At 30.8% G+C, this 20,297-nt stretch carries 15 protein-coding genes, 1 tRNA gene, 1 other RNA gene, 1 pseudogene and 1 other annotated feature (1 of these 19 running past the window's edge); of the genes and pseudogenes, 15 read left to right on the forward strand and 3 right to left on the reverse strand.

What is annotated here, in order from left to right:
• The 4 genes and pseudogenes from N5B56_RS08800 to N5B56_RS08815 all read left to right on the forward strand — a co-directional run.
• Positions 1–300: pseudogene (locus N5B56_RS08800) on the forward strand (ketol-acid reductoisomerase); the annotation flags it as partial.
• Between the two features lie 253 nt (positions 301–553).
• Complete coding sequence (locus N5B56_RS08805) at positions 554–2,026, forward strand: nicotinate phosphoribosyltransferase (RefSeq protein ID WP_147585993.1); 1,473 nt, start codon at positions 554–556, stop codon at positions 2,024–2,026.
• A 198-nt stretch (positions 2,027–2,224) separates the two neighbouring features.
• Positions 2,225–2,758 (forward strand): RNA polymerase sigma factor, encoded by a 534-nt coding sequence (locus N5B56_RS08810; protein WP_117910156.1) that lies wholly within the window; start codon positions 2,225–2,227, stop codon positions 2,756–2,758.
• 10 nt (positions 2,759–2,768) lie between these two features.
• Entirely contained in the window at positions 2,769–3,782 is a 1,014-nt protein-coding gene (locus tag N5B56_RS08815; RefSeq protein WP_260978760.1) for an anti-sigma-I factor RsgI family protein, read from the forward strand.
• Positions 3,783–3,786: 4 nt separating this feature from the next.
• Here N5B56_RS08815 and mnmL read toward each other — a convergent pair whose 3' ends face one another.
• Positions 3,787–4,695, reverse strand: a complete 909-nt coding sequence (mnmL, locus tag N5B56_RS08820; protein ID WP_022089066.1) for a tRNA modification radical SAM protein MnmL/YtqA — start codon at positions 4,693–4,695, stop codon at positions 3,787–3,789.
• A gap of 653 nt (positions 4,696–5,348) precedes the next feature.
• Positions 5,349–5,438, reverse strand: a tRNA-Ser gene (locus N5B56_RS08825).
• Between the two features lie 145 nt (positions 5,439–5,583).
• Here N5B56_RS08825 and N5B56_RS08830 point away from each other — a divergent pair.
• The 11 genes from N5B56_RS08830 to N5B56_RS08880 all read left to right on the forward strand — a co-directional run bounded on the left by N5B56_RS08830 (position 5,584) and on the right by N5B56_RS08880 (position 19,029).
• Positions 5,584–6,114, forward strand: coding sequence for an RNA polymerase sigma factor (locus N5B56_RS08830; protein ID WP_260978761.1), 531 nt, complete (start codon positions 5,584–5,586; stop codon positions 6,112–6,114).
• A 2-nt stretch (positions 6,115–6,116) separates the two neighbouring features.
• A complete protein-coding gene (locus tag N5B56_RS08835; protein WP_260978762.1) occupies positions 6,117–8,318 on the forward strand; it encodes a beta-propeller domain-containing protein in 2,202 nt (733 codons plus the stop codon).
• Positions 8,319–8,406: 88 nt separating this feature from the next.
• Positions 8,407–9,672: a 3-isopropylmalate dehydratase large subunit gene (leuC, locus tag N5B56_RS08840; protein WP_022089070.1), complete on the forward strand. Its 1,266-nt coding sequence runs from the start codon at positions 8,407–8,409 to the stop codon at positions 9,670–9,672.
• Positions 9,673–9,681: 9 nt separating this feature from the next.
• Positions 9,682–10,167, forward strand: a complete 486-nt coding sequence (gene leuD, locus N5B56_RS08845) for a 3-isopropylmalate dehydratase small subunit (RefSeq protein ID WP_022089071.1) — start codon at positions 9,682–9,684, stop codon at positions 10,165–10,167.
• 21 nt (positions 10,168–10,188) lie between these two features.
• Positions 10,189–11,676: a threonine synthase gene (thrC, locus tag N5B56_RS08850; protein ID WP_117910160.1), complete on the forward strand. Its 1,488-nt coding sequence runs from the start codon at positions 10,189–10,191 to the stop codon at positions 11,674–11,676.
• 235 nt (positions 11,677–11,911) lie between these two features.
• Positions 11,912–12,484 (forward strand): 5'-deoxynucleotidase, encoded by a 573-nt coding sequence (gene yfbR / locus N5B56_RS08855; RefSeq protein WP_022089073.1) that lies wholly within the window; start codon positions 11,912–11,914, stop codon positions 12,482–12,484.
• A 24-nt stretch (positions 12,485–12,508) separates the two neighbouring features.
• Positions 12,509–14,581 carry a DNA topoisomerase gene (locus tag N5B56_RS08860; protein WP_022089074.1) on the forward strand — a complete coding sequence of 691 codons (2,073 nt, stop codon included), beginning with the start codon at positions 12,509–12,511 and terminating at the stop codon, positions 14,579–14,581.
• Complete coding sequence (glmS, locus tag N5B56_RS08865) at positions 14,581–16,401, forward strand: glutamine--fructose-6-phosphate transaminase (isomerizing) (RefSeq protein WP_022089075.1); 1,821 nt, start codon at positions 14,581–14,583, stop codon at positions 16,399–16,401. The genes N5B56_RS08860 and glmS overlap by 1 nt, the downstream gene beginning before the upstream one ends.
• Positions 16,402–16,488: 87 nt before the next feature.
• On the forward strand, positions 16,489–17,148 hold the full coding sequence (locus N5B56_RS08870; protein ID WP_022089076.1) for an LbetaH domain-containing protein: 660 nt from the start codon (positions 16,489–16,491) through the stop codon (positions 17,146–17,148).
• 158 nt (positions 17,149–17,306) lie between these two features.
• Positions 17,307–17,514, forward strand: a non-coding RNA gene (ssrS, locus tag N5B56_RS08875) — 6S RNA.
• A 102-nt stretch (positions 17,515–17,616) separates the two neighbouring features.
• Entirely contained in the window at positions 17,617–19,029 is a 1,413-nt protein-coding gene (locus N5B56_RS08880) for a SpoIID/LytB domain-containing protein (protein WP_260978763.1), read from the forward strand.
• On the opposite strand, the gene N5B56_RS08885 is transcribed toward N5B56_RS08880, so the two are convergent.
• Entirely contained in the window at positions 19,019–19,867 is an 849-nt protein-coding gene (locus N5B56_RS08885) for a YihY/virulence factor BrkB family protein (RefSeq protein WP_022089078.1), read from the reverse strand. The two genes, N5B56_RS08880 and N5B56_RS08885, sit on opposite strands and share 11 nt — an antisense overlap.
• A gap of 262 nt (positions 19,868–20,129) precedes the next feature.
• Positions 20,130–20,297: a binding site (T-box leader), on the forward strand; it runs 60 nt beyond the window's last position.

The raw sequence follows: 20,297 nt of genomic DNA on the forward strand, positions 1-20,297 counted from the left end.
CAGTCAGGATTTGCAGGAATGAGATATTCAATATCAAATACAGCAGAATATGGTGATTATGTAACAGGACCAAAGATTGTTACAGCAGAAACAAAGAAAGCAATGAAGAAAGTACTTAGTGACATTCAGGACGGAACATTCGCAAAAGAATTCTTACTTGATATGTCACCGGCAGGACGTCAGGTACACTTCAAGGCAATGAGAAAGTTAGCTTCAGAACATCCATCAGAAAAAGTTGGACAGGAAATCAGAAAACTTTACAGCTGGAATAATGAAGAAGACAAGTTAATCAATAACTAAGATTGATTTTTAATGAAATGCGGTTAATTCGATAGGATTGACCGCATTTTTTAGGCTCTTTTTTAGCATGAGGTAATCCAAAGAGTATAATCAGGTTGCGAATAACATCCACAGTTTGGTATTTTTTATTTTAAAAGGTAGACAATTTAAACTTCAAGTAATAAAATTAAAAAGATATACAAATATAATAAAGAAATAAGACTAAGTAAAATGGGAATAGTGAAAAACAAAAAGAAAGACAGAGGTAAGTTTGATGAAAATATATAATGGATATAAACGTTTACCAAGAAATTATACTCTTATGACAGATGAATATGAATTTACAATGGCGAACGGATATTATCAGAATGGAATGCAAAATCAGATTGCTGCATTTGATGTTTTCTTTAGAAAAGTGCCTAACAATGGCGGGTATGCTATTATGGCAGGATTAGATAAAGTAATAGAATACATTAAAGATTTCAGTTTTGGAGAACAGGAATTATCATATTTAGAAAGAAAAGGATATGGTAAGTCATTTGTAGAATATTTAAAAAATTTGAAATTCTCGGGTGATATATATGCAATACCTGATGGAACTCCTGTATTTCCAAATGAGCCTATAATAACGGTAAAAGCACCTATAATTGAAGCACAGATAATTGAAACTGCAATTTTATCTATGGTTAACGGAGCAATGGAACATGCAACAGGAGCAAGAAGAATAGTAGAAGCTACTCCTGATGATGTGACAATAATGGAATTTGGAGCTAGAAGAGCAGATGGTTGTGAAGCAGCAATAGATGCGTCAATATATGGAATTATGGCAGGATGTGATGGAACAAGTAATGATATTGCTGCGGATATGCTTAATATGAAAGGACTGGGAACTCAGGCACATAGTTGGATTGAGTCATATGACACTGAGTATGATGCATTTTTAGCATATGCAAAAGCTTATCCGGATAATTGCTTATTATTAGTTGATACAATTGATACTCTAAGAAGTGGCGTTCCAAATGCTATAAGAGTTGCAAAAGAGTATTTAGTTCCAAACGGTTATAGATTAAAAGGAATTAGAATTGACTCAGGAGATTTAGCTTATTTATCTAAGAAAGCAAGAAAAATGCTTGATGATGCAGGATTAGAAGATGCAGGAATATGCTTAAGCAATGGACTTACAGCTGAATCAATAGAATCATTAATTATACAGGGAGCAGAGTTCTCAAGTCTTGGTGTTGGCGATAACATTTCTAAACCTGAAGGAAGAATGGGATGCGTATATAAAGAAGTTGCATTAAAGAAAGATGGAAATTGGATTCCTAAAATAAAATTAAGTAATGATGTTTCAAAGACAATCAATCCTGATTTTAAAAAATTATATAGAGCATATGATAAAGAAACAGGATATGCAATTGCAGATATAATGGCAAGAAGAATAGAAAATGTATCAAGGGATAAAATAGTTATTGCTGATCCGGCCAATATATTAAAACATACTACAATTACTAATTTTAAATTAGAAAAATTACAAAAAACAATATTTAAAAATGGTGAATTAGTGTATGACGATCCGGAAATTTTAGAAAAACAGAAGTATTGTAATGAACAAATGAAAAAAATTTATCCTGAAGTAAAGAGAACAAAAATGCCACATGAGTATTATGTTGACGGAACTGAAGAATATGTGGAATTTAAAAATGTTTTGATTGACGAAACAAAGAAAATAGCTAAAAATAAAATATAAAACTTAAAAAGTTGAATAGAAACTAAACTTTTTGCTTAATTTTTATTCAATTTTTTAGTTTATATGCAATAAAAATCAGTTTTGCATTTAATTTATGCAATAAAAATTGAACATATCACGTTTAATTAGTAGATAATAGAGTATGAGATGATACTAATTACGGGGTGAATAAAAAGGGGATATAATAAGGTAATATTTATGCAAAGTGAAAATAATAAAATAGATGAAGGATTATTTGCAAAAATAGCAGATGGTGATAATGAAGCTTTTGCACAATTATATTATGCATCGTATAAACAATTGTATGGGTTTTTATTATCGCTTACGAGAAACAAAGAAGATGCAGAAGATATGCTGCAAAATACATATATAAAAGTGCGTAATGGAAGTCATTTATACACAAAACAAGGTACACCTATGGGGTGGATGTGTCGTGTCGCAAAAAATGTATATCTCGACCACATAAGAAAATATGGAAAAATTACAAAAGTTGATTTTGATTTGGTGGAGAATTATGTGACAGATAATGAAAATAATGTTAGTGAACAACGAATTTTATTAGAACAGGCACTTGCGTCATTAAAAAAAGAAGAAAGAACGATTGTAATTATGTACATATATATGGGGATGAAACATAGAGAAATTGCTGAAATTACAGGATTACCGCTATCAACTGTATTATCTAAATATAACAGAGCATTAAAAAAAATGAAGAGTAAAATTGAAGCATAGGAGGCATATGATGAAAGAAAAGGATATAAAAGAAATTTTAGATGACAAATTTGAATCAATGGCTCCGGATTTAGTTAATAAAATTTGTGAAAATAAAATAGAAAAAATAAAAGACGAGTCTGAACTTTTTGGTAATGATGAGCCGTTATTTAGAAATAATAATAAAGTTATATTTGGTGGTATTGTTACTGCTATGGTGGCGTGTATTATGATTGTTATAATGGTATTTTCTCCAAAACAGCAGTTTAAGGAGGAAAAATATGCTTTTTCCATAATTGTAGATGTTAATCCAAGTATTACGGTACAATTTAATAAGGAAGGATGCGTTGAAAAAATTGTAGCAGGAAACAAAGATGCAAAGTTAATTGTAAAAAAATTGAGAAACAAATTGGATGAAAAATCTAAATGCGAAGATGTAATGAATGGAATTATAAAAGAAATATCGAATGAAGGATATTTGAAAAAAAATAAGAATTCTATGCTTGTAACAGTTGTGTCAGATAATGCAAAGACAAGAAAAGAAGTACTAAATTCAGTTCAATATAATACTGAAAAATACGAAATTGATAAGGGAAAGAAATTTAAAACAATTTATCAGGATATAAAAGTAGATAAAAAGGTTGAAAAAGTTGCAAAGAAAAATAATGTTTCACTAGGAAAAGCTGCATTGTGTATAAAATTGGCAGAAGCAGGAAAGGAAGATTATAATAAACTATGTAGGAAAAGTATTAATACCCTGGCAGGAGAAGTTGAAAAAAAGGGTGTGGCAAATGACGATGATGAGCTAATATTGAATATAGAACCAGCAATAGTTGAAGAAGAGATTTCTGAACCTTTTACTGAAGAAGAAATCACAGAAACGATAAGTGAAACAGAAAGTCAGGAAACTACTTCTGAATATGAAAGTGAAGTAACGACAGAAGAAACCAGTGAAGTAGAAAATACACAGGAAATTGAAACTACACAAAGTCAGGAAATACAAACAACTCTTGAGAGCGAAACAAAACAAGGTGTAGTTAAGTAAATAGTTAGTTGATAACTTTACTCCCTTGAATAATGTCCATATCAGATAAATATTTATTGAGAGTATTTAAAACTAATTTTTTATTTCCGCTCCATAAAGGCTCTATTAATAAAGATTTTGGACCATCTCCGGTTAATCTATGAATAACAATGTTTGAAGGAATGTGCTCAAGACATTTGCCTATCAGGGAAACATATTCATCCATAGTGAAAACATGAAAAGGATTTCGCATATAAATATCTGCAAGAGTAGTGTTTTTTAATATGTGGAGTAATTGAAGCTTAATGCCTTGAATATGTAAGGAGCAAACATAATCAACTGATTGTAATATATCTTCCATAGATTCTCCGGGAAGTCCTAATATTAAATGTACTATAATATCTATATTAGCTTGATTGAGACGTGTTACAGCGTTATTAAAACAATCCAAATTATAACCGCGATTAATGAATTCTGCAGTTTTTTCGTGAATTGTCTGTAATCCAAGTTCAATCCAGACAGGTTTAATTGAATTTAATTCATTTAAAAGTGCAATTACTTCGTCAGGCAAACAGTCAGGTCGTGTCCCAATTGACAAAGCAACAATATCAGGATGATTTATTGCTTCTGTAAATATTTTTCTTAAATATTCAACAGAACCATATGTATTTGTAAATGATTGAAAATAGGCTATGTATTTACCTGATGATATTTTCTTTGAAACTTTTTCTTTTGCTTCCTCAATTTGGGCAGTTATTGAATATGAAGGATTGCTGGCAAAGTCACCTGAACCACCTTCACTACAAAAAATACAACCACCCGTACTAATATTACCATCTCTGTTAGGACATGAAAGGCCGGAACTTATAGACAATTTATATACTTTACATCCAAATTTATTTCTTAAATAAGCATTTAAAGAGTTGTAATACATTGCGGATACTCCTTTATAAATTAGTAAAATGATAAAAGTGACAATATTGAAATTGTCAGCATAAATAATAGTATAAAGTTTATGCCAGGGGCAAAAGGTTTAAGGCCACATGAGCTTGCTAATGAGTGGGTGAAAGACCTTTTTGATTCCAACATAAAGTTATAAACTATTATACTAAACACACTTTGTTGTTTCACGCTTTTTTGTTTTGACATAATAATATATCTTATCATAAAAAGTAGCAAAAATAAAATATACATACAGGTGAAATAAGATGTAAAAATAACCAAAAAAGAAGACGTTATATTGGCTATATTTGTCCGTGGAAAAACAAGCTTAGTCATAGAAAAACAAAGGAAAAAATGATATAATTTTATATAAATAAAGGAATCGGATTTTAGAAAGGAGGAATTCATTATGGAATTTTATGAAAACAAAAAAGGAATGGTGATTTTCTTCGGATATTTAGCTGTTATGTGCTTTTTATTATGGTGTTTTATGATGGCAGTGTAATTTGATTTCATAAGGTCAAAGTCACGTAAACGAAAAAACTCATCTTACATGAAGAGTAATGCATGTGAATATGCAAATAATCATGTAAGATGAGTTTTGTTGTTATATACAAAAAAGTCATGTGTATAACAAGAGAAAAGCGGAGCGAGTGGGATTCGAACCCACGTGCCCAAGTAAATGGACAAACTGATTTCGAGTCAGTCTCGTTATGGCCTCTTCGATACCGCTCCAAAAAGCAACAAGAAATTTATAACATATTTTAAAGAAGAATGCAACAAAACGGAAAAAGAAGAACACTATATATTTGAAGGGTAAAGTGTACACAACCTGGAAAACACTATTGTTTATTCAGGAATAAATTATGGAGAAAACAATATGAATTATGAAATCAATGATGTAGAAAAAGCAAAGGTGGGAAATAAGACTGCATTTGAAAATCTGTATTCAGCAGTATATAGAGATTTGTACAAATTTGCATTTTACACAATAGGAAACAGTGAACAGGCTAAAGATGCAGTAAGTGAAACATTTTTAGATGCTTATAAAGGAATTGGAAAACTAAAAAACACAGATAAATTTGATATTTGGATTATAAAAATATTATCAGGCAAATGTAAAAGACAAATGCGGGAAAAATATGATAAAGTAACAATTCAAAATCCTAAAGTTATCCAATTTGATGAATTAACAGGTGTTGAAGGAAAAACAGATAATAAAGAAGAAAAAATCGACTTGGAAAGGGCTATGAGCATATTGAATAAAACAGACAGAATGATTGTGACTTTATGCATTATAGAAGGATATAAAAGTGAAGAAGTCGGAAAAATATTACATATTAAATCATCAACCATAAGATCTAAATTGAATAGAAGTTTAAACAAATTGAAAAAATATTTGGAGGATTAGGAATGGATAAGAAAGATTTTTTTGAGGATGTAAATAAAGAAAACAAAAAAATTGCAAGTTTAATAAAAGAGGAATCTGATAAAACAATAATTCCTGACAAAATGAACAGTGAAGAATTAAACGGATTATTAAACAAAAGTAATGAAAGAAAAAAACAGGGAAAAATACTTAAAATTGGAACAATTGCCGCATGCCTTGCGTTAATTGTTGGAGTATTTAATGTTACATACAATTATATAACTAACGATAATAATAGTGGAACGTTCAATGTAGTTGTAAATGAAAAGAATAATGAGAGCAAATCAGACAATAATGAAAGTTATTCGGATATATATGATAAACTTAAAAATTTACAAATTGCAAATAATGCAATTTACTATGGAATGAAAGAAAGAAACGGACTTAAAACTGCAAAATCTGAAAGTACTAATGTAGCAGATTCTTCAGCATCATCACAATCTAAATCTTACAATACAAATGTACAGACGCAAGGCGTAGATGAAGCAGATATCGTAAAGACGAATGGCAAGAATATATTTCTTCTTAATCAAAGCAAGAGTAAAGTTTTAATATGCAATGCTGATGGAGAAAATACTAAACAGGTTGGAGCAATAAACTTATCATCAGGAAAAAATAAAAATAAATATGAGTATCAGGAAATGTACGTTAATGATAATAGACTCGTAGTTTTTGCAAGTAAATATAGTTCTTCAACCGGAAAAATGGGATGTTATGATATAGCAATTTATTCGGGAAATACAGAAGTATTGATTTACGATATAACAGATATTGAAAATGCTAAATTAGCATCAACTTTGAAGATAGAAGGCAATTATAATTCTTCAAGATTAGTTGGAAATATTTTATATACTGTTACAAATAAACCGATAGACAATATTTCAATAGATAATTGCGTACCATATGTTCAAAATGAAAAAATGGCAGCTTCGGATATTTATATTCCTGAAAATAGTGATGGTAGTGATTATGTTATTGTTACATCAGTTAATATTTTAAAACCCGACAAAATAATGGGAACAAAGGCTATAGCTGTCGGAAATACTAATGTTTATATGAGTGAGGACAATTTGTATTTATGCATATCAAAAAGCAGTGAGGAAGATATTTCTGACACAAAGGAAGGAAAAAAATATATAAGCAAAATAGATATAAAAGATAAAGATGTAAAAATAAGAAAGGAATATAAAAAATATCTTAAAAAAGCATATCCGGATATTAATTTTAATGAAGTATATGCAAAAGAAAAAGTTGTTTATGTACGTGAAAAAAGCAATACCGAAATAATAAAAATACAATGCAAAGATGGAAATTTGAAAATAATTGCAGATGGAGTTGTAGATGGAACAATAGATGACAATTTATCTGTTGATGAATATAAAGGGCATATTAGAATGGTTACAACCGTTAATGATTATAAAAATCTTGTTAGTAGAATTGTTGTTTATAATAAACAGGATGAAGTAATCGGATACGAAGACATATATAATGAAAAAGTTTTAGAAAATGATTTCTATAAAAATGATATGCACAATAATCTGTATGTTTTAGATTCAGGCATGAAAGTTGTTTCAAAAACAGAAGGATTAGCTGAAAATGAAGAAATTTATTCAGCAAGATTTATGGGCGATTATGGATATTTTGTTACATATAGAAATACAGACCCTCTTTTTGCAGTTGATTTTTCTGATATAGAAAATCCAAGTATTATTGGAAAATTAAAAATTTCCGGATACTCAGATTATTTGCATTTCTATGGAGAAGATAGTTTATTAGGATTAGGAATGAATACAGAAAATGAAAATAATCAGGAAATAAAACTTGATATGTATAATATTAAAAATGGAAAAGCTGAATTAGAATCCAGAAAGGTGATAAGTGGAACTGAATATTCAGAAGCGTTATATAATTATAAAGCGGTTATGGTATCTTATGAGAAAAATATAATCGGATTCATGGCTGAAGAATATAAAAATGGTAATATAGAAAATTATTATTATATATTTGGATATGATAAAGAAAATGAAAAATTTGTAAGAAGAGCAAAAATAAAAATGTCCGGAAATATATATTCTTCTAGAGGATTATATATAGACGATAATTTGTACGTTATTGGATTTGATGGAAATGTAATAGTTCTCGATATGGATAATTATAATGAATTGTTAAGATTTAAAATGAAATAAATAATTATCATCAATTGACGCTGATTGAATTTTGTTATAAAATAGTGCATTAGAATAAAAGCGTATTCAATTAAGGAGGAATCTGAACATGGGAATGACTATGACTCAGAAAATTCTTGCAGCACATGCGGGATTAGATAAAGTCGAAGCAGGACAGTTGATTGAAGCCAATTTAGATTTGGTTTTAGGTAATGATGTAACAGCTCCTGTAGCGATTGGCGAAATGAAAAAAATGAATGTTGATTGTGTGTTTTGCAAAGATAAAATTGCATTAGTACCAGATCATTTTACACCAAATAAAGATATTAAATCAGCAGAATTATATAAATGCGTTAAAGATTTTGCAGAAGAAAACGAAATTACTAATTACTTTGAAACAGGAAGAGTTGGAATTGAACATGCATTACTTCCTGAAAAAGGGTTAGTTGTTGCCGGAGACGTAGTTATTGGTGCAGATTCACATACATGTACATATGGAGCCCTTGGAGCTTTCTCAACAGGTGTAGGAAGTACTGATATGGCAGCAGGTATGGCTACAGGTCAGGCTTGGTTTAAAGTTCCATCAGCTATTAAATTTAATCTTACAGGTAAACCGGCTAAATGGGTAAGTGGAAAAGATATTATTTTACATATAATTGGTTTAATCGGTGTTGACGGTGCATTATACCGCTCAATGGAATTTGTTGGAGATGGAATTAAATACTTATCTATGGATGACAGATTCGCTATGACAAATATGGCAATCGAAGCAGGTGGAAAGAATGGTATTTTCCCTGTAGATGATTTGGCTATTCAGTATATGAAGGAACATTCTACTAAAGAATTTACAGTATATGAAGCAGATGAGGATGCTGAATATGATGAGGAATACACTATTGACTTAAGTAAATTAAGACCGACAGTTGCATTTCCACATCTTCCTGAAAATACAAGAACAATTGACGAAGTTGGCGAAGTTAAGATTGATCAGGTTGTTATTGGTTCATGTACAAACGGAAGAATTGAAGATATGAGAATTGCTGCCAAAGTATTAGAAGGCAGAGAAGTTAAAAAAGGTGTAAGAGCCATAATTTTCCCAGCAACTCAGGCAGTATATTTACAGGCAATTGAAGAAGGCTTAATTCAGACTTTCATTAAAGCCGGATGCGCAGTAAGCACACCAACATGTGGCCCTTGTCTTGGAGGACATATGGGTATTCTTGCAAAGGGAGAAAGAGCAATAGCTACAACAAACAGAAACTTTGTAGGACGTATGGGAGACCCTGAATCAGAAGTTTACCTTTCAAGCCCTGCAGTAGCAGCAGCAAGTGCAGTTACAGGTAAGATTTCAGGACCAGAAGAATTAGGACTATAGGAGGCAGAAATGGAAGCTAAAGGAAGAGTATTTAAATATGGCGATAATGTTGATACAGATGTAATTATTCCAGCAAGATACTTAAATGTTCCTGATGCAAAGGAACTTGCAAAGCATTGTATGGAAGATATAGACGTTGATTTTGTAAAAAATGTCAAAGAAGGCGATATTATAGTAGCTGATAAGAACTTTGGATGTGGTTCATCAAGAGAACATGCACCAATAGCAATTAAGGCATCGGGTGTAAGTTGTGTTATAGCTGAAACATTTGCCAGAATTTTTTATAGAAATGCAATAAATATTGGTTTGCCAATTATTGAATGCCCGGAAGCTGCTAAAGGCATTGAGGCAGGAGACGTGGTAAGAGTTAATTTTGATACAGGTATGATTTACAATGAAACAAAAGGAACTGAATTTAAAGGTCAGGCATTCCCGGAGTTTATGCAGAAAATCATTAAAGCAGAAGGTTTAATAAACTATATAAATAACAAATAAGGTTATCAGTAGGAGGAAAAGATGGAAGTATTATACAGAAGTACCCGTGGACAAGGTGGAGAAGTAAAGGCATCACAGGCTATTTTAAAAGGATTAGCAGATGATGGAGGATTATTTGTACCTACAACTATTCCAAAGTTAGAAGTATCTGTAAATGAATTGTCAAAAATGACATATCAGGAAGTTGCATATGAAGTTATGAAATTATACTTTACAGACTTTACAGAGGAAGAATTAAAGAATTGTATTAATAAAGCATATGATTCTAAATTTGATACAGAAGAAATTGCTCCATTAGCAGAAGTTGATGGCGCATACTATTTGGAACTTTTCCATGGCGCAACAATAGCATTTAAGGATATGGCATTGTCAATACTTCCACATTTACTTACAACATCAGCTAAAAAGAATGATGTTAAAAATGAAATTGTTATTTTGACAGCTACATCAGGTGATACAGGTAAGGCTGCTTTGGCAGGATTTGCAGATGTTAAAGGAACAAGAATTGTAGTATTTTATCCACATGGTGGAGTAAGCCCTATTCAGGAAAAACAGATGGTTACACAGAAAGGTGATAACACATTTGTTGTAGCAATAAATGGAAACTTTGACCAGGCACAGAGTGGAGTTAAAGCTATATTTGGAAATAAAGAACTTGCAAAAGAAATGGATGAAAAAGGATTCCAGTTCTCATCAGCAAACTCAATTAATATTGGACGTCTTATCCCACAGGTTGCTTATTATGTATATGCATATGCAAAATTATTTGCAGAAGGAAAAGTTGCTAAGGATGAAAAAATTAATGTTGTAGTTCCAACAGGTAACTTTGGTAACATTTTAGCAGCTTACTATGCAAAGAATATGGGACTTCCGATTGATAAATTAGTATGTGCTTCAAATGACAATAAAGTACTTTATGATTTCTTTGAAACAGGATGCTATGATAGAAACAGAGAGTTTATTTTAACAAACTCACCATCTATGGATATTTTGATTTCAAGTAATCTTGAAAGATTAATTTATAAAATTGCTGAAAATGATTCAGAAAAGAATGCTGAATTAATGGCAGAACTAGCAAAAGACGGAAAATATACTATTACTGATTCAATGAGAAAGCAACTTGCTGATTTTTATGGAAATTATGCTACTGAAGCTGAAACAACAGAAGAAATTAAACGAGTATATGACAAGACAGGATATATTATGGACACTCATACTGCAGTTGCTTCATGTGTATATGGTAAGTACAAGAAAGATACAAATGATGATAAGGTAACTGTTATTGCAAGTACAGCAAGCCCATTCAAATTTACAAGAAGTGTTATGAATGCAATTAATCCTGCATATGATAAGCTTGGCGATTTTGAATTAGTTGATGAATTAAGCAAGATTGGAAATGTTAAAGTTCCAAATGCAATTGAAGAAATCAGAAACGCAGAAATCCGTCATAATAACTTATGCAATGTAGATGAAATGGAATCTGTTGTAAAGAAATTTTTAAATATGTAAAGAGAGCATAATTGTGTAAACATGTAGTGCACAAGAGTTTGTGAAGTATTATTTTATTTCTCAGATATATATTTAAAAATTTGAAATATGAAGTTAAATAATATAAATATATTGTAAGCGAAGGTAATACCGTAAATTACAAATACAAAGGTCTTTTTGTTGATGATGTTTAATGACAAAAAGACCTTTGTATCTATTTAAAAGGTAGAAAACTTTTGTAATATGGAGAGAATAAATGAACAATTTTTTTGGTATGCTTGCCCGAATGAAATATATAAACAGATGGGGGCTTATGCGAAATACAATTCAGGAAAATATAGCAGAACATAGTTTAGATGTGGCTGTTATTTCCCATGCTTTAGCTACTATAGGAAATATCTATTTTAATAAACAAAATGATGCAGAACACATAGCGGTTTTAGCGATGTTTCATGATACATCCGAAATTATTACGGGAGATTTGCCTACACCTATAAAATATTATGCACCTGAAATAAGAGATTCTTATAAAAAGGTAGAGGAAGTGGCTACTAATCAGCTTATAAATGAATTGCCGGAAGAAATGAGAAAGGTTTACAGAACTATCTTAAAAGAAGAACAAAATGAAGAGTGGAAATATGTAAAGGCTGCAGATAGATTATCAGCATATATAAAGTGCATAGAAGAGTCAAAAATGGGAAATACAGATTTTGTTAATGCACAAAATTCAATTAAAAAGAGTATAGACGAAATGAAGATGCCGGAGATTGCTTTTTTTATTGAAAAATTTCTTCCATCATACAGTATTACATTAGACGAGATAAATTAATTACCGGACAAGGCAGGAGTGTTAATGGGAAAATCACTATTTATAGCAGAAAAACCAAGTGTTGCTGCTGAATTTGCAAAAGCATTAAAAGAGAATACAAAACGTGGTGACGGATATTTAGAAAGTGAAAATGCTGTAGTAACATGGTGTGTGGGTCATTTGGTTACTATGAGCTATCCGGAATGTTACGATGAAAAATTGAAAAAATGGAATATTCAGGATTTGCCTTTTATTCCGGAAGGAGAATGGAAATATGAAGTAATTCCTGGAGTAAAAAAGCAGTTTAATATTGTAAAAGGTCTTTTGAACAGAGAAGATGTAGAGACGATATATGTTTGCACTGACTCAGGAAGAGAAGGAGAATATATATACAGACTGGTGGCTCAGGAAGCAGGAGTACATGATAAAGTACAAAAACGTGTATGGATTGACTCTCAGACTGAAGAAGAAATTTTAAGAGGAATTAGGGAAGCAAAAGATATATCTGAATATGATAATTTGTCTGACGCGGCTTATTTAAGAGCGAAGGAAGATTATTTAATGGGAATTAATTTCTCTAGATTATTAACTCTTAGATATGGAAATTCAATTGCAAGATTTTTAAATAAAAAATACACAGTAATTTCTGTAGGTAGGGTTATGACGTGCGTATTAGGAATGATATGCAATAGAGAACGGGAAATAAGAAATTTTGTAAAAACACCATTTTACAGAGTAAATGGTAAATTGCAGATTGAAGATTACAAAGTAGATGCAGAATGGAAGGCAGTTGAAAATACAAAATATTTTGAAACACCATTTTTATATAAGGAAAATGGTTTTAAAGAAAGAAAGACGGCAGAAGAATTAATTGAGGCAATAAATGTTTCACAGCCGGTCGAATTAATGGTTAAGTCAATTACTAAAAAAGATGAAAAAAAGCAACCTCCATTGTTATTTAATCTTGCAGAACTTCAGAATGATTGCTCTAGATTATTTAAGATAAATCCTGATGAAACATTGAATGTAGTTCAGGAACTATATGAAAAGAAACTGGTAACTTATCCAAGAACTGATGCACGAGTTTTATCTACTGCGGTATCAAAAGAGATTTATAAGAATATAAATGGATTAAGAGGATTTACTCCGGTAAAAGGATTTGCTGAAAATATTTTAAAAGCAGGTTCTTACAAAGGGTTAGAAAAAACTAAATATGTAGATGATAAGAAGATAACAGACCATTATGCAATAATTCCTACAGGACAGGGATTAAATGGCTTAAATAGTTTAAAACCGGTTGCACAGAAAGTATACGTGCTTATTGTAAGAAGATTTTTAAGTATTTTTTATCCGCCGGCTATATACAAAAAAGCATCATTGATAGGAAATGTTAAATCTGTTTTCAAAGATGGTAGTGAAACAATGGAACAATTTGGAAGCAATTTTAAAATATTAGTTCAGAAAGGTTATTTTGAAATTGCAGGCGTTCCGGGCGAAAAGAAAAGCTCAAAAGATAAGCAGGAAAATGATGCTGAAAATCAGGATGGCACTAATGATAGTGAAAATCAGGAGTTAACACTAGACAGCAAATTTTTTGAATTGTTGAAAAATATAAAGAAAAATGATAAAATTTCAATGGTAGGTCTGGATATTAAAGAAGGTGAAACAAAACCACCAAAAAGATATAATTCAGGTTCTTTAATTCTTGCAATGGAGAACGCAGGTCAGCTTATAGAGGACGAGGATTTAAGAGCTCAGATAAAAGGAAGTGGAATTGGTACAAGTGCTACCAGAGCTGGAATAATAACCAAACTACAAAAAAATGAATACATTAAGTTAAATAGTAAAACACAGATTGTGACACCAATGCAATTAGGAGAAATGGTTTATGGCGTAGTTTATATGTCAATAAGATCTCTTCTTAACCCTGAATTGACAGCAAGTTGGGAATTAGGTCTTACCAAGGTTGCAGAGGGTGAAATAACAGCTGATGAATATATGAAGAAATTAGATGATTTTATAAGAGGTAGAACAGATAATGTTCTAAGAATCAACAATGCTAATCAGATGGTGAATTACTATAATTATGTGGCACAATTTTACAGGAGGAACAAATAATGTGTGGAATAGTAGGATATGTGGGCAGTAAAGACTGCGCTGATGTATTAATAGACTCATTAAGTAAACTTGAGTATAGAGGATATGATTCAGCAGGAATAGCAGTATTTGAAAAAGGTGAAATATCTGTATGTAAGGCAAAAGGAGAATTAAAGAACCTTACAGAAAAAATGAAAAAAGAACATAAACCATATGGACATTGTGGTATTGGACATACAAGATGGGCAACACATGGTGAACCATCAGACATTAACTCTCATCCACATGGAAATAAGAGAGTATCAATTGTACACAATGGGATTATAGAAAATTATAAAGAAATTAAAGATTTCCTAATTGATAAAGGATATACATTTGTAAGTGAAACAGATACAGAAACAGTTGCAAAATTATTAGATTACTATTATGAAGGTGATCCTATAGATGCAATAATTAAGACATTAAAAGATGTTACAGGTGCATATGCATTGGGAATTATTTTTAAAGATTTTCCTGATACAATTTATGCAGTAAGAAAAGACAGCCCGTTAATTATTGGAAAAGGTGAAGAAGAAAACTTTATCGCCAGCGATGTACCTGCAATCTTAAAATATACAAGAAATTATTATCTTCTTGAATATGGTGAGATTGCAACAATTAAGTCAGATAGAATTGAATTTTGTGATTTTCATAAGCAGAATATTAAGAAAGAAATTCAGGTTTCAGAACTTGATATGGATGCAGCTGAAAAGGGTGGATATGAACATTTCATGTTAAAAGAAATACATGAACAGCCAACAGCAGTAAATACAACAATTGCACCAAGAATTGTGAATGGTATGCCTGATTTATCAGAATGTGGACTTACACCTGAAAAATTAAAATCATATCATAAGTTATTTATTGTTGCATGTGGTACAGCAATGCATGCAGGAATGGTTGGAAAGTATGTAATTGAAAAATTAGCAAGAACAGAAGTCACAGTTGATATTGCATCAGAATTTAGATATAGAGACCCTATAATTGGAAAAGATGATTTGATGGTTGTTGTATCACAGTCAGGTGAAACGGCAGATACTAAGGCAGCATTGCAGTTAGCACATGAAAGAGGCGCAGAAGTACTTTCAATTGTTAATGTTAAGGGCTCTTCAATTGCAAGAGAATCAGATATGGTTCTTTATACTCATGCAGGTCCTGAAATCTCAGTAGCATCAACAAAAGCTTTCTCAGTACAGATGTCTGTTATGTATTTAATAGCATTTGAAATGGCATATGCTAAAGGATGTATAGACGAAGCAGAGTGTAAGAGACTTACAGAAGAGTTAAAGAATATTCCTGAAGTTTTAGAAAAAACAATGCAGGCTGAGAGTAAATGTAAATATATTGCCAGCAAGTTAATAACAGCGTCAAGCTTATTATATATTGGTAGAGGGCTTGATTATGCACTTAGTATGGAAGGCTCACTTAAGTTGAAAGAGATTTCATACATTCATTCTGAAAGTTATGCTGCAGGCGAATTAAAACACGGAACAATTTCTCTTATTACAGATGGTATGCCGGTAATAGCAGTTGCTACACAGAGTCACTTACTTGAAAAAACAGTAAGCAATATTGTTGAAGTTAAATCAAGAGGGGCAATGACAATTACTGTTTGTAAGGAAGGAGAGCAGTTTGCAGAAGGTGTAAATGATTATATAGTAGAAGTACCTGAATTAGAAGATGTATTAATGCCAATGGTAACAGTTATTCCGTTACAGATGATAGCTTATTATACTTCTGTATTAAAAGGATTAAATGTAGATAAACCAAGAAATCTTGCAAAATCAGTTACAGTAGAATAAGATCATATCGAAAAACTGTTACTTATATTAGTAACAGTTTTTCTTTAAATAGTGAAAGAAAAATAATTCACAAAGAGAGGTGCTAGAATGTACAAAATAAAAGATTTATATGATTTAAACGAAACAATTGCAGCTAAATTATTTGATGGGGTAGAATATCCATGGGAAGTATTAGCTAATATAGGTGATTTTATAATTGAATTAGGTAAGACTTTGCCGAAAGATAAATTTGACCATCCACAGGAAGATATATGGATTGCTAAAGATGTAACAATAGCAAAAACAGCAACATTAAACGGACCATTGATAATTGATGAAGGTACAGAAGTAAGACCTGGGGCATTTATCCGTGGAAAAGTTATTGTTGGAAAAGATTGTGTTGTTGGTAATTCTACAGAATTAAAAAATGTTGTATTATTCAATACTGTTCAGGTCCCACACTATAATTATGTTGGAGATAGTATTTTAGGAACGCATTCGCATATGGGAGCCGGATCAATTACTTCAAATGTAAAATCAGACAAAACATTAGTTGTGGTTAAAGATGGAGAAGAAAAGATTGAAACAGGTTTAAAGAAATTTGGAGCAATGCTTGGAGATTACGTAGAAGTAGGATGTGGTTCAGTCCTAAATCCGGGAACAGTCATTGGAAGAAATGTAAATATCTATCCTTTATCAAGTGTTAGAGGCGTAGTTAAAGCCAATTCAATCTACAAAAAGCAGGGAGAAATAGTAGAAAAAAGATAAGGTAAAAAATAGATTGTTATACGACAATCTTCAAGTGGAAATGCAAATTATAATGTTAAAGTTTTGTGAAAATAATAAATAGTCAGTATTTTCCATTGATAAAAAGAATAATATATTCTATAATAATATTACAAACAACACAGTCATTGATTGTGTTTGTTTCCTTGGAATGCTCGTAGACTTGTATATTTTGAACCTACATTTATCGAGACGGGATTCCTATATCTTTGCATGGATGTCAGGCCTCATATATGCCGTCAGTACATAGTACAGGTGGCTAGCTAGTGGAAGGCAGAAGTGTGAATGCGGTTGCCCACCTGGCGCAAGCTAGGACTCAAAAGGCAAGGACGGCATTTCGAGTATAAATCAAAAGATAAGTTGGCACAGCATTTTTGCTGTGCCTTTCTTATGTAATAGTAAATTTAGATATAAAGCTGTAAGTCGTATTTGAAAGGCTGGGTGCAAAAAATGAAAAAGATAATTTTTGCTTTATCTACAATACTTATAGTTACTTTTTGTGCATATACAATTAAGTGTCAGGATGTACTTATAAAAATCAATCAGTTAAAAACATATGGTCAGGATATCATAGTTAATAAAATTATATATGATGATGAAAGCAAAGCAAATGAAGAAAAAAATCAGACTGAAAAAATTATAAATATGGAATTGAATAATGTAAGAATAGTTCTTATGAATAGTGATTTTAGTTCGATTTATCACAATAATATAGAAATAAAGAAAAAAGAAAAAATAAATATTAATTATGGAAAAGACTTTCAAAATTCAGAAATTGTAAATGAAGATAAAATAATTTCATGTGGGTCAGAATATTTTAATGGAAGTAGTATAATAAAGATTTCAAATAATAAGAAAAAAATTCATATTAACTCGATAAAAAGAAATGGAAAAATTAACGGTTACAAAGGAGATATATATTTATATAAGACAGAAAATGGAATTGTTGTAGTAAATGAAGTGGGAATTGAAGACTATGTAGCGGCTGTTGTATCAAGTGAATTAAATAACTCATATCCAAATGAAGCATTAAAAGCCCAGGCTGTTTGTGCAAGAACATATATTGCAAAAAGAATTAATAATGAAAAATATAAGGAATATAATGCTTTTGGAGATGATAGTACAGCGTATCAGGTATACAATATAGTTGAGCCTGATAATAAAATAAAAGATGCGGTAGCACAAACAAAAGGCGAAGTAGTTACTTATAATGATAATTTAATAAACACTTATTTCTTTTCTACATCATGTGGGTATACTACAGATTATAAAATTTGGGGAACAAAAAAACAAAAATATCTGGAAAGCGTTCATGTAAAACAAAATTTAGAAGAAGCAGAAACGCAGGCAGATTTTGATACTTATATAAAAAAGAAATCTAAAACGGATTTAGAAAATAAATATCCGTTCTATAGATGGAATGTAAAAATGTCTAAGTCTCATTTAAGATATGTTGTAAATAATTATATAGGATACGATATAGGAAAAATTAGCAAAATAGAAATTAATAATAGAGGTGCAGGAGGTATAGTTTCTAATATTACCGTGTACGGAAAAAATAAGCAGATTAGCATAAGCAACCAAATTAATATAAGAAAAGCACTTAATCCATATGGCTTAGGGATAAAGCTTAATGATGGTGATATAAGGAGTAATATGTCAATGCTTCCTAGTAGTTTTTTTTCAATTGAAAACATTTATAGGAATGGAAAATGGTGGGGGATTAAAATATATGGTGGAGGATTTGGACACGGTTGCGGAATGAGTCAGAATGGTTGCAAAGAACTTGCACTTTCCGGCTATAGTTACGAAGATATAATTGAATTTTTTTATAAAAAAACAGCAATTGCCGTTATTGGTTAATTGCTGTTTTTTTTGAAATTTCAGGATAAAAATAAACATTTATTTCTGCTCCGATAAATAAAATGTAAATACAAAAGTAAATCCAAAACATCATAATTATAACTGCGGTTAAGCTGCCATACATATATGTCATATTAGAAAAATTATCTACATAAATTGAAAATGCAAATGAAAACAAAATCCATCCAAGAGAACTGAATACAGCTCCAGGTAATATTTTCCTGAATTTAGCTAACTTTAAATTTGCAACCTTGAATATTATTAGAAAGAATAGTGTTAATATTATAAAAACTGCCGAGTAACTTGTTATTGTATATAAAACAGAAACATTTATCAAAGGCGGAACAATTGAAATTGCAAGTTTAAACAGTTTGTTTCCAAATACTAAAAGTACTAATGTGACAACCATGGCAATTACAAAGAAAACAGTATATATCATAGAGATAAATCGTGATATAAAATAGTTCCTTGATGAATGCACATTATAAATATTATATATACCAAACATAACAGATAATACACCTTTTGACGCAGACCATATAGCGACAATAGCTGTAATGGAAATAACAGTACCGGATACATTTGAATACATCTCGTTTATTATTTGAATAATAAGAGGCTTAACGCTATCAGGTAAATAAGAATTTGCAAAATTAACTATGTAGTCTTCAGTGATTGGAGTAAGCCCAATCATATTTAAAATCAACATAGCAAATGGAAAAATTGAAAGCATAATAAAGAAAGAGGCCTGAGCACTATATACACCAACCTTGTCTTTACCAATTGCATTAACAAAATCCATGATAGTGTTGATAAATTTATTTTCTATTTTTTTCATAAATATACCCTTTTCATTTTAAATAGAAGAAAATGATATTACTTCTAATAAATAATTATATTCTTTTTGTATTTAAATAATTCCTTTAGTAATTTAAGGAAAACATATTTATTATAACATTTTTTGTTTAATGAAACAAGAAAGACGAAAACTAATAATGAACAGAGTAACAACAGCAGAATGGTTATTGCTGCAAAATGAGTTAAATAATGCCTAATTAGCGTGTTGACACTAAATTTTATGTGTGTTAGAATTACTAAAGTTAAAGGCAATGATAGTGTAAGTAAAGTTGCAGTATTCTTTAAGAGAGAAAGATTCATCGGCTGAGAGATTTTTTAGGTTACGCTGCAATTTGAATTTCCCACTGGAGCTGCATTTGTAAACGGAATTTTCTTAGTAATGAATGACGTTTATGCGCGTTAAGCATATA

Origin of the sequence: Eubacterium album (genome assembly GCF_025336545.1) — a bacterium.
GTDB lineage: Bacteria > Bacillota > Clostridia > Lachnospirales > Lachnospiraceae > Eubacterium_U > Eubacterium_U album.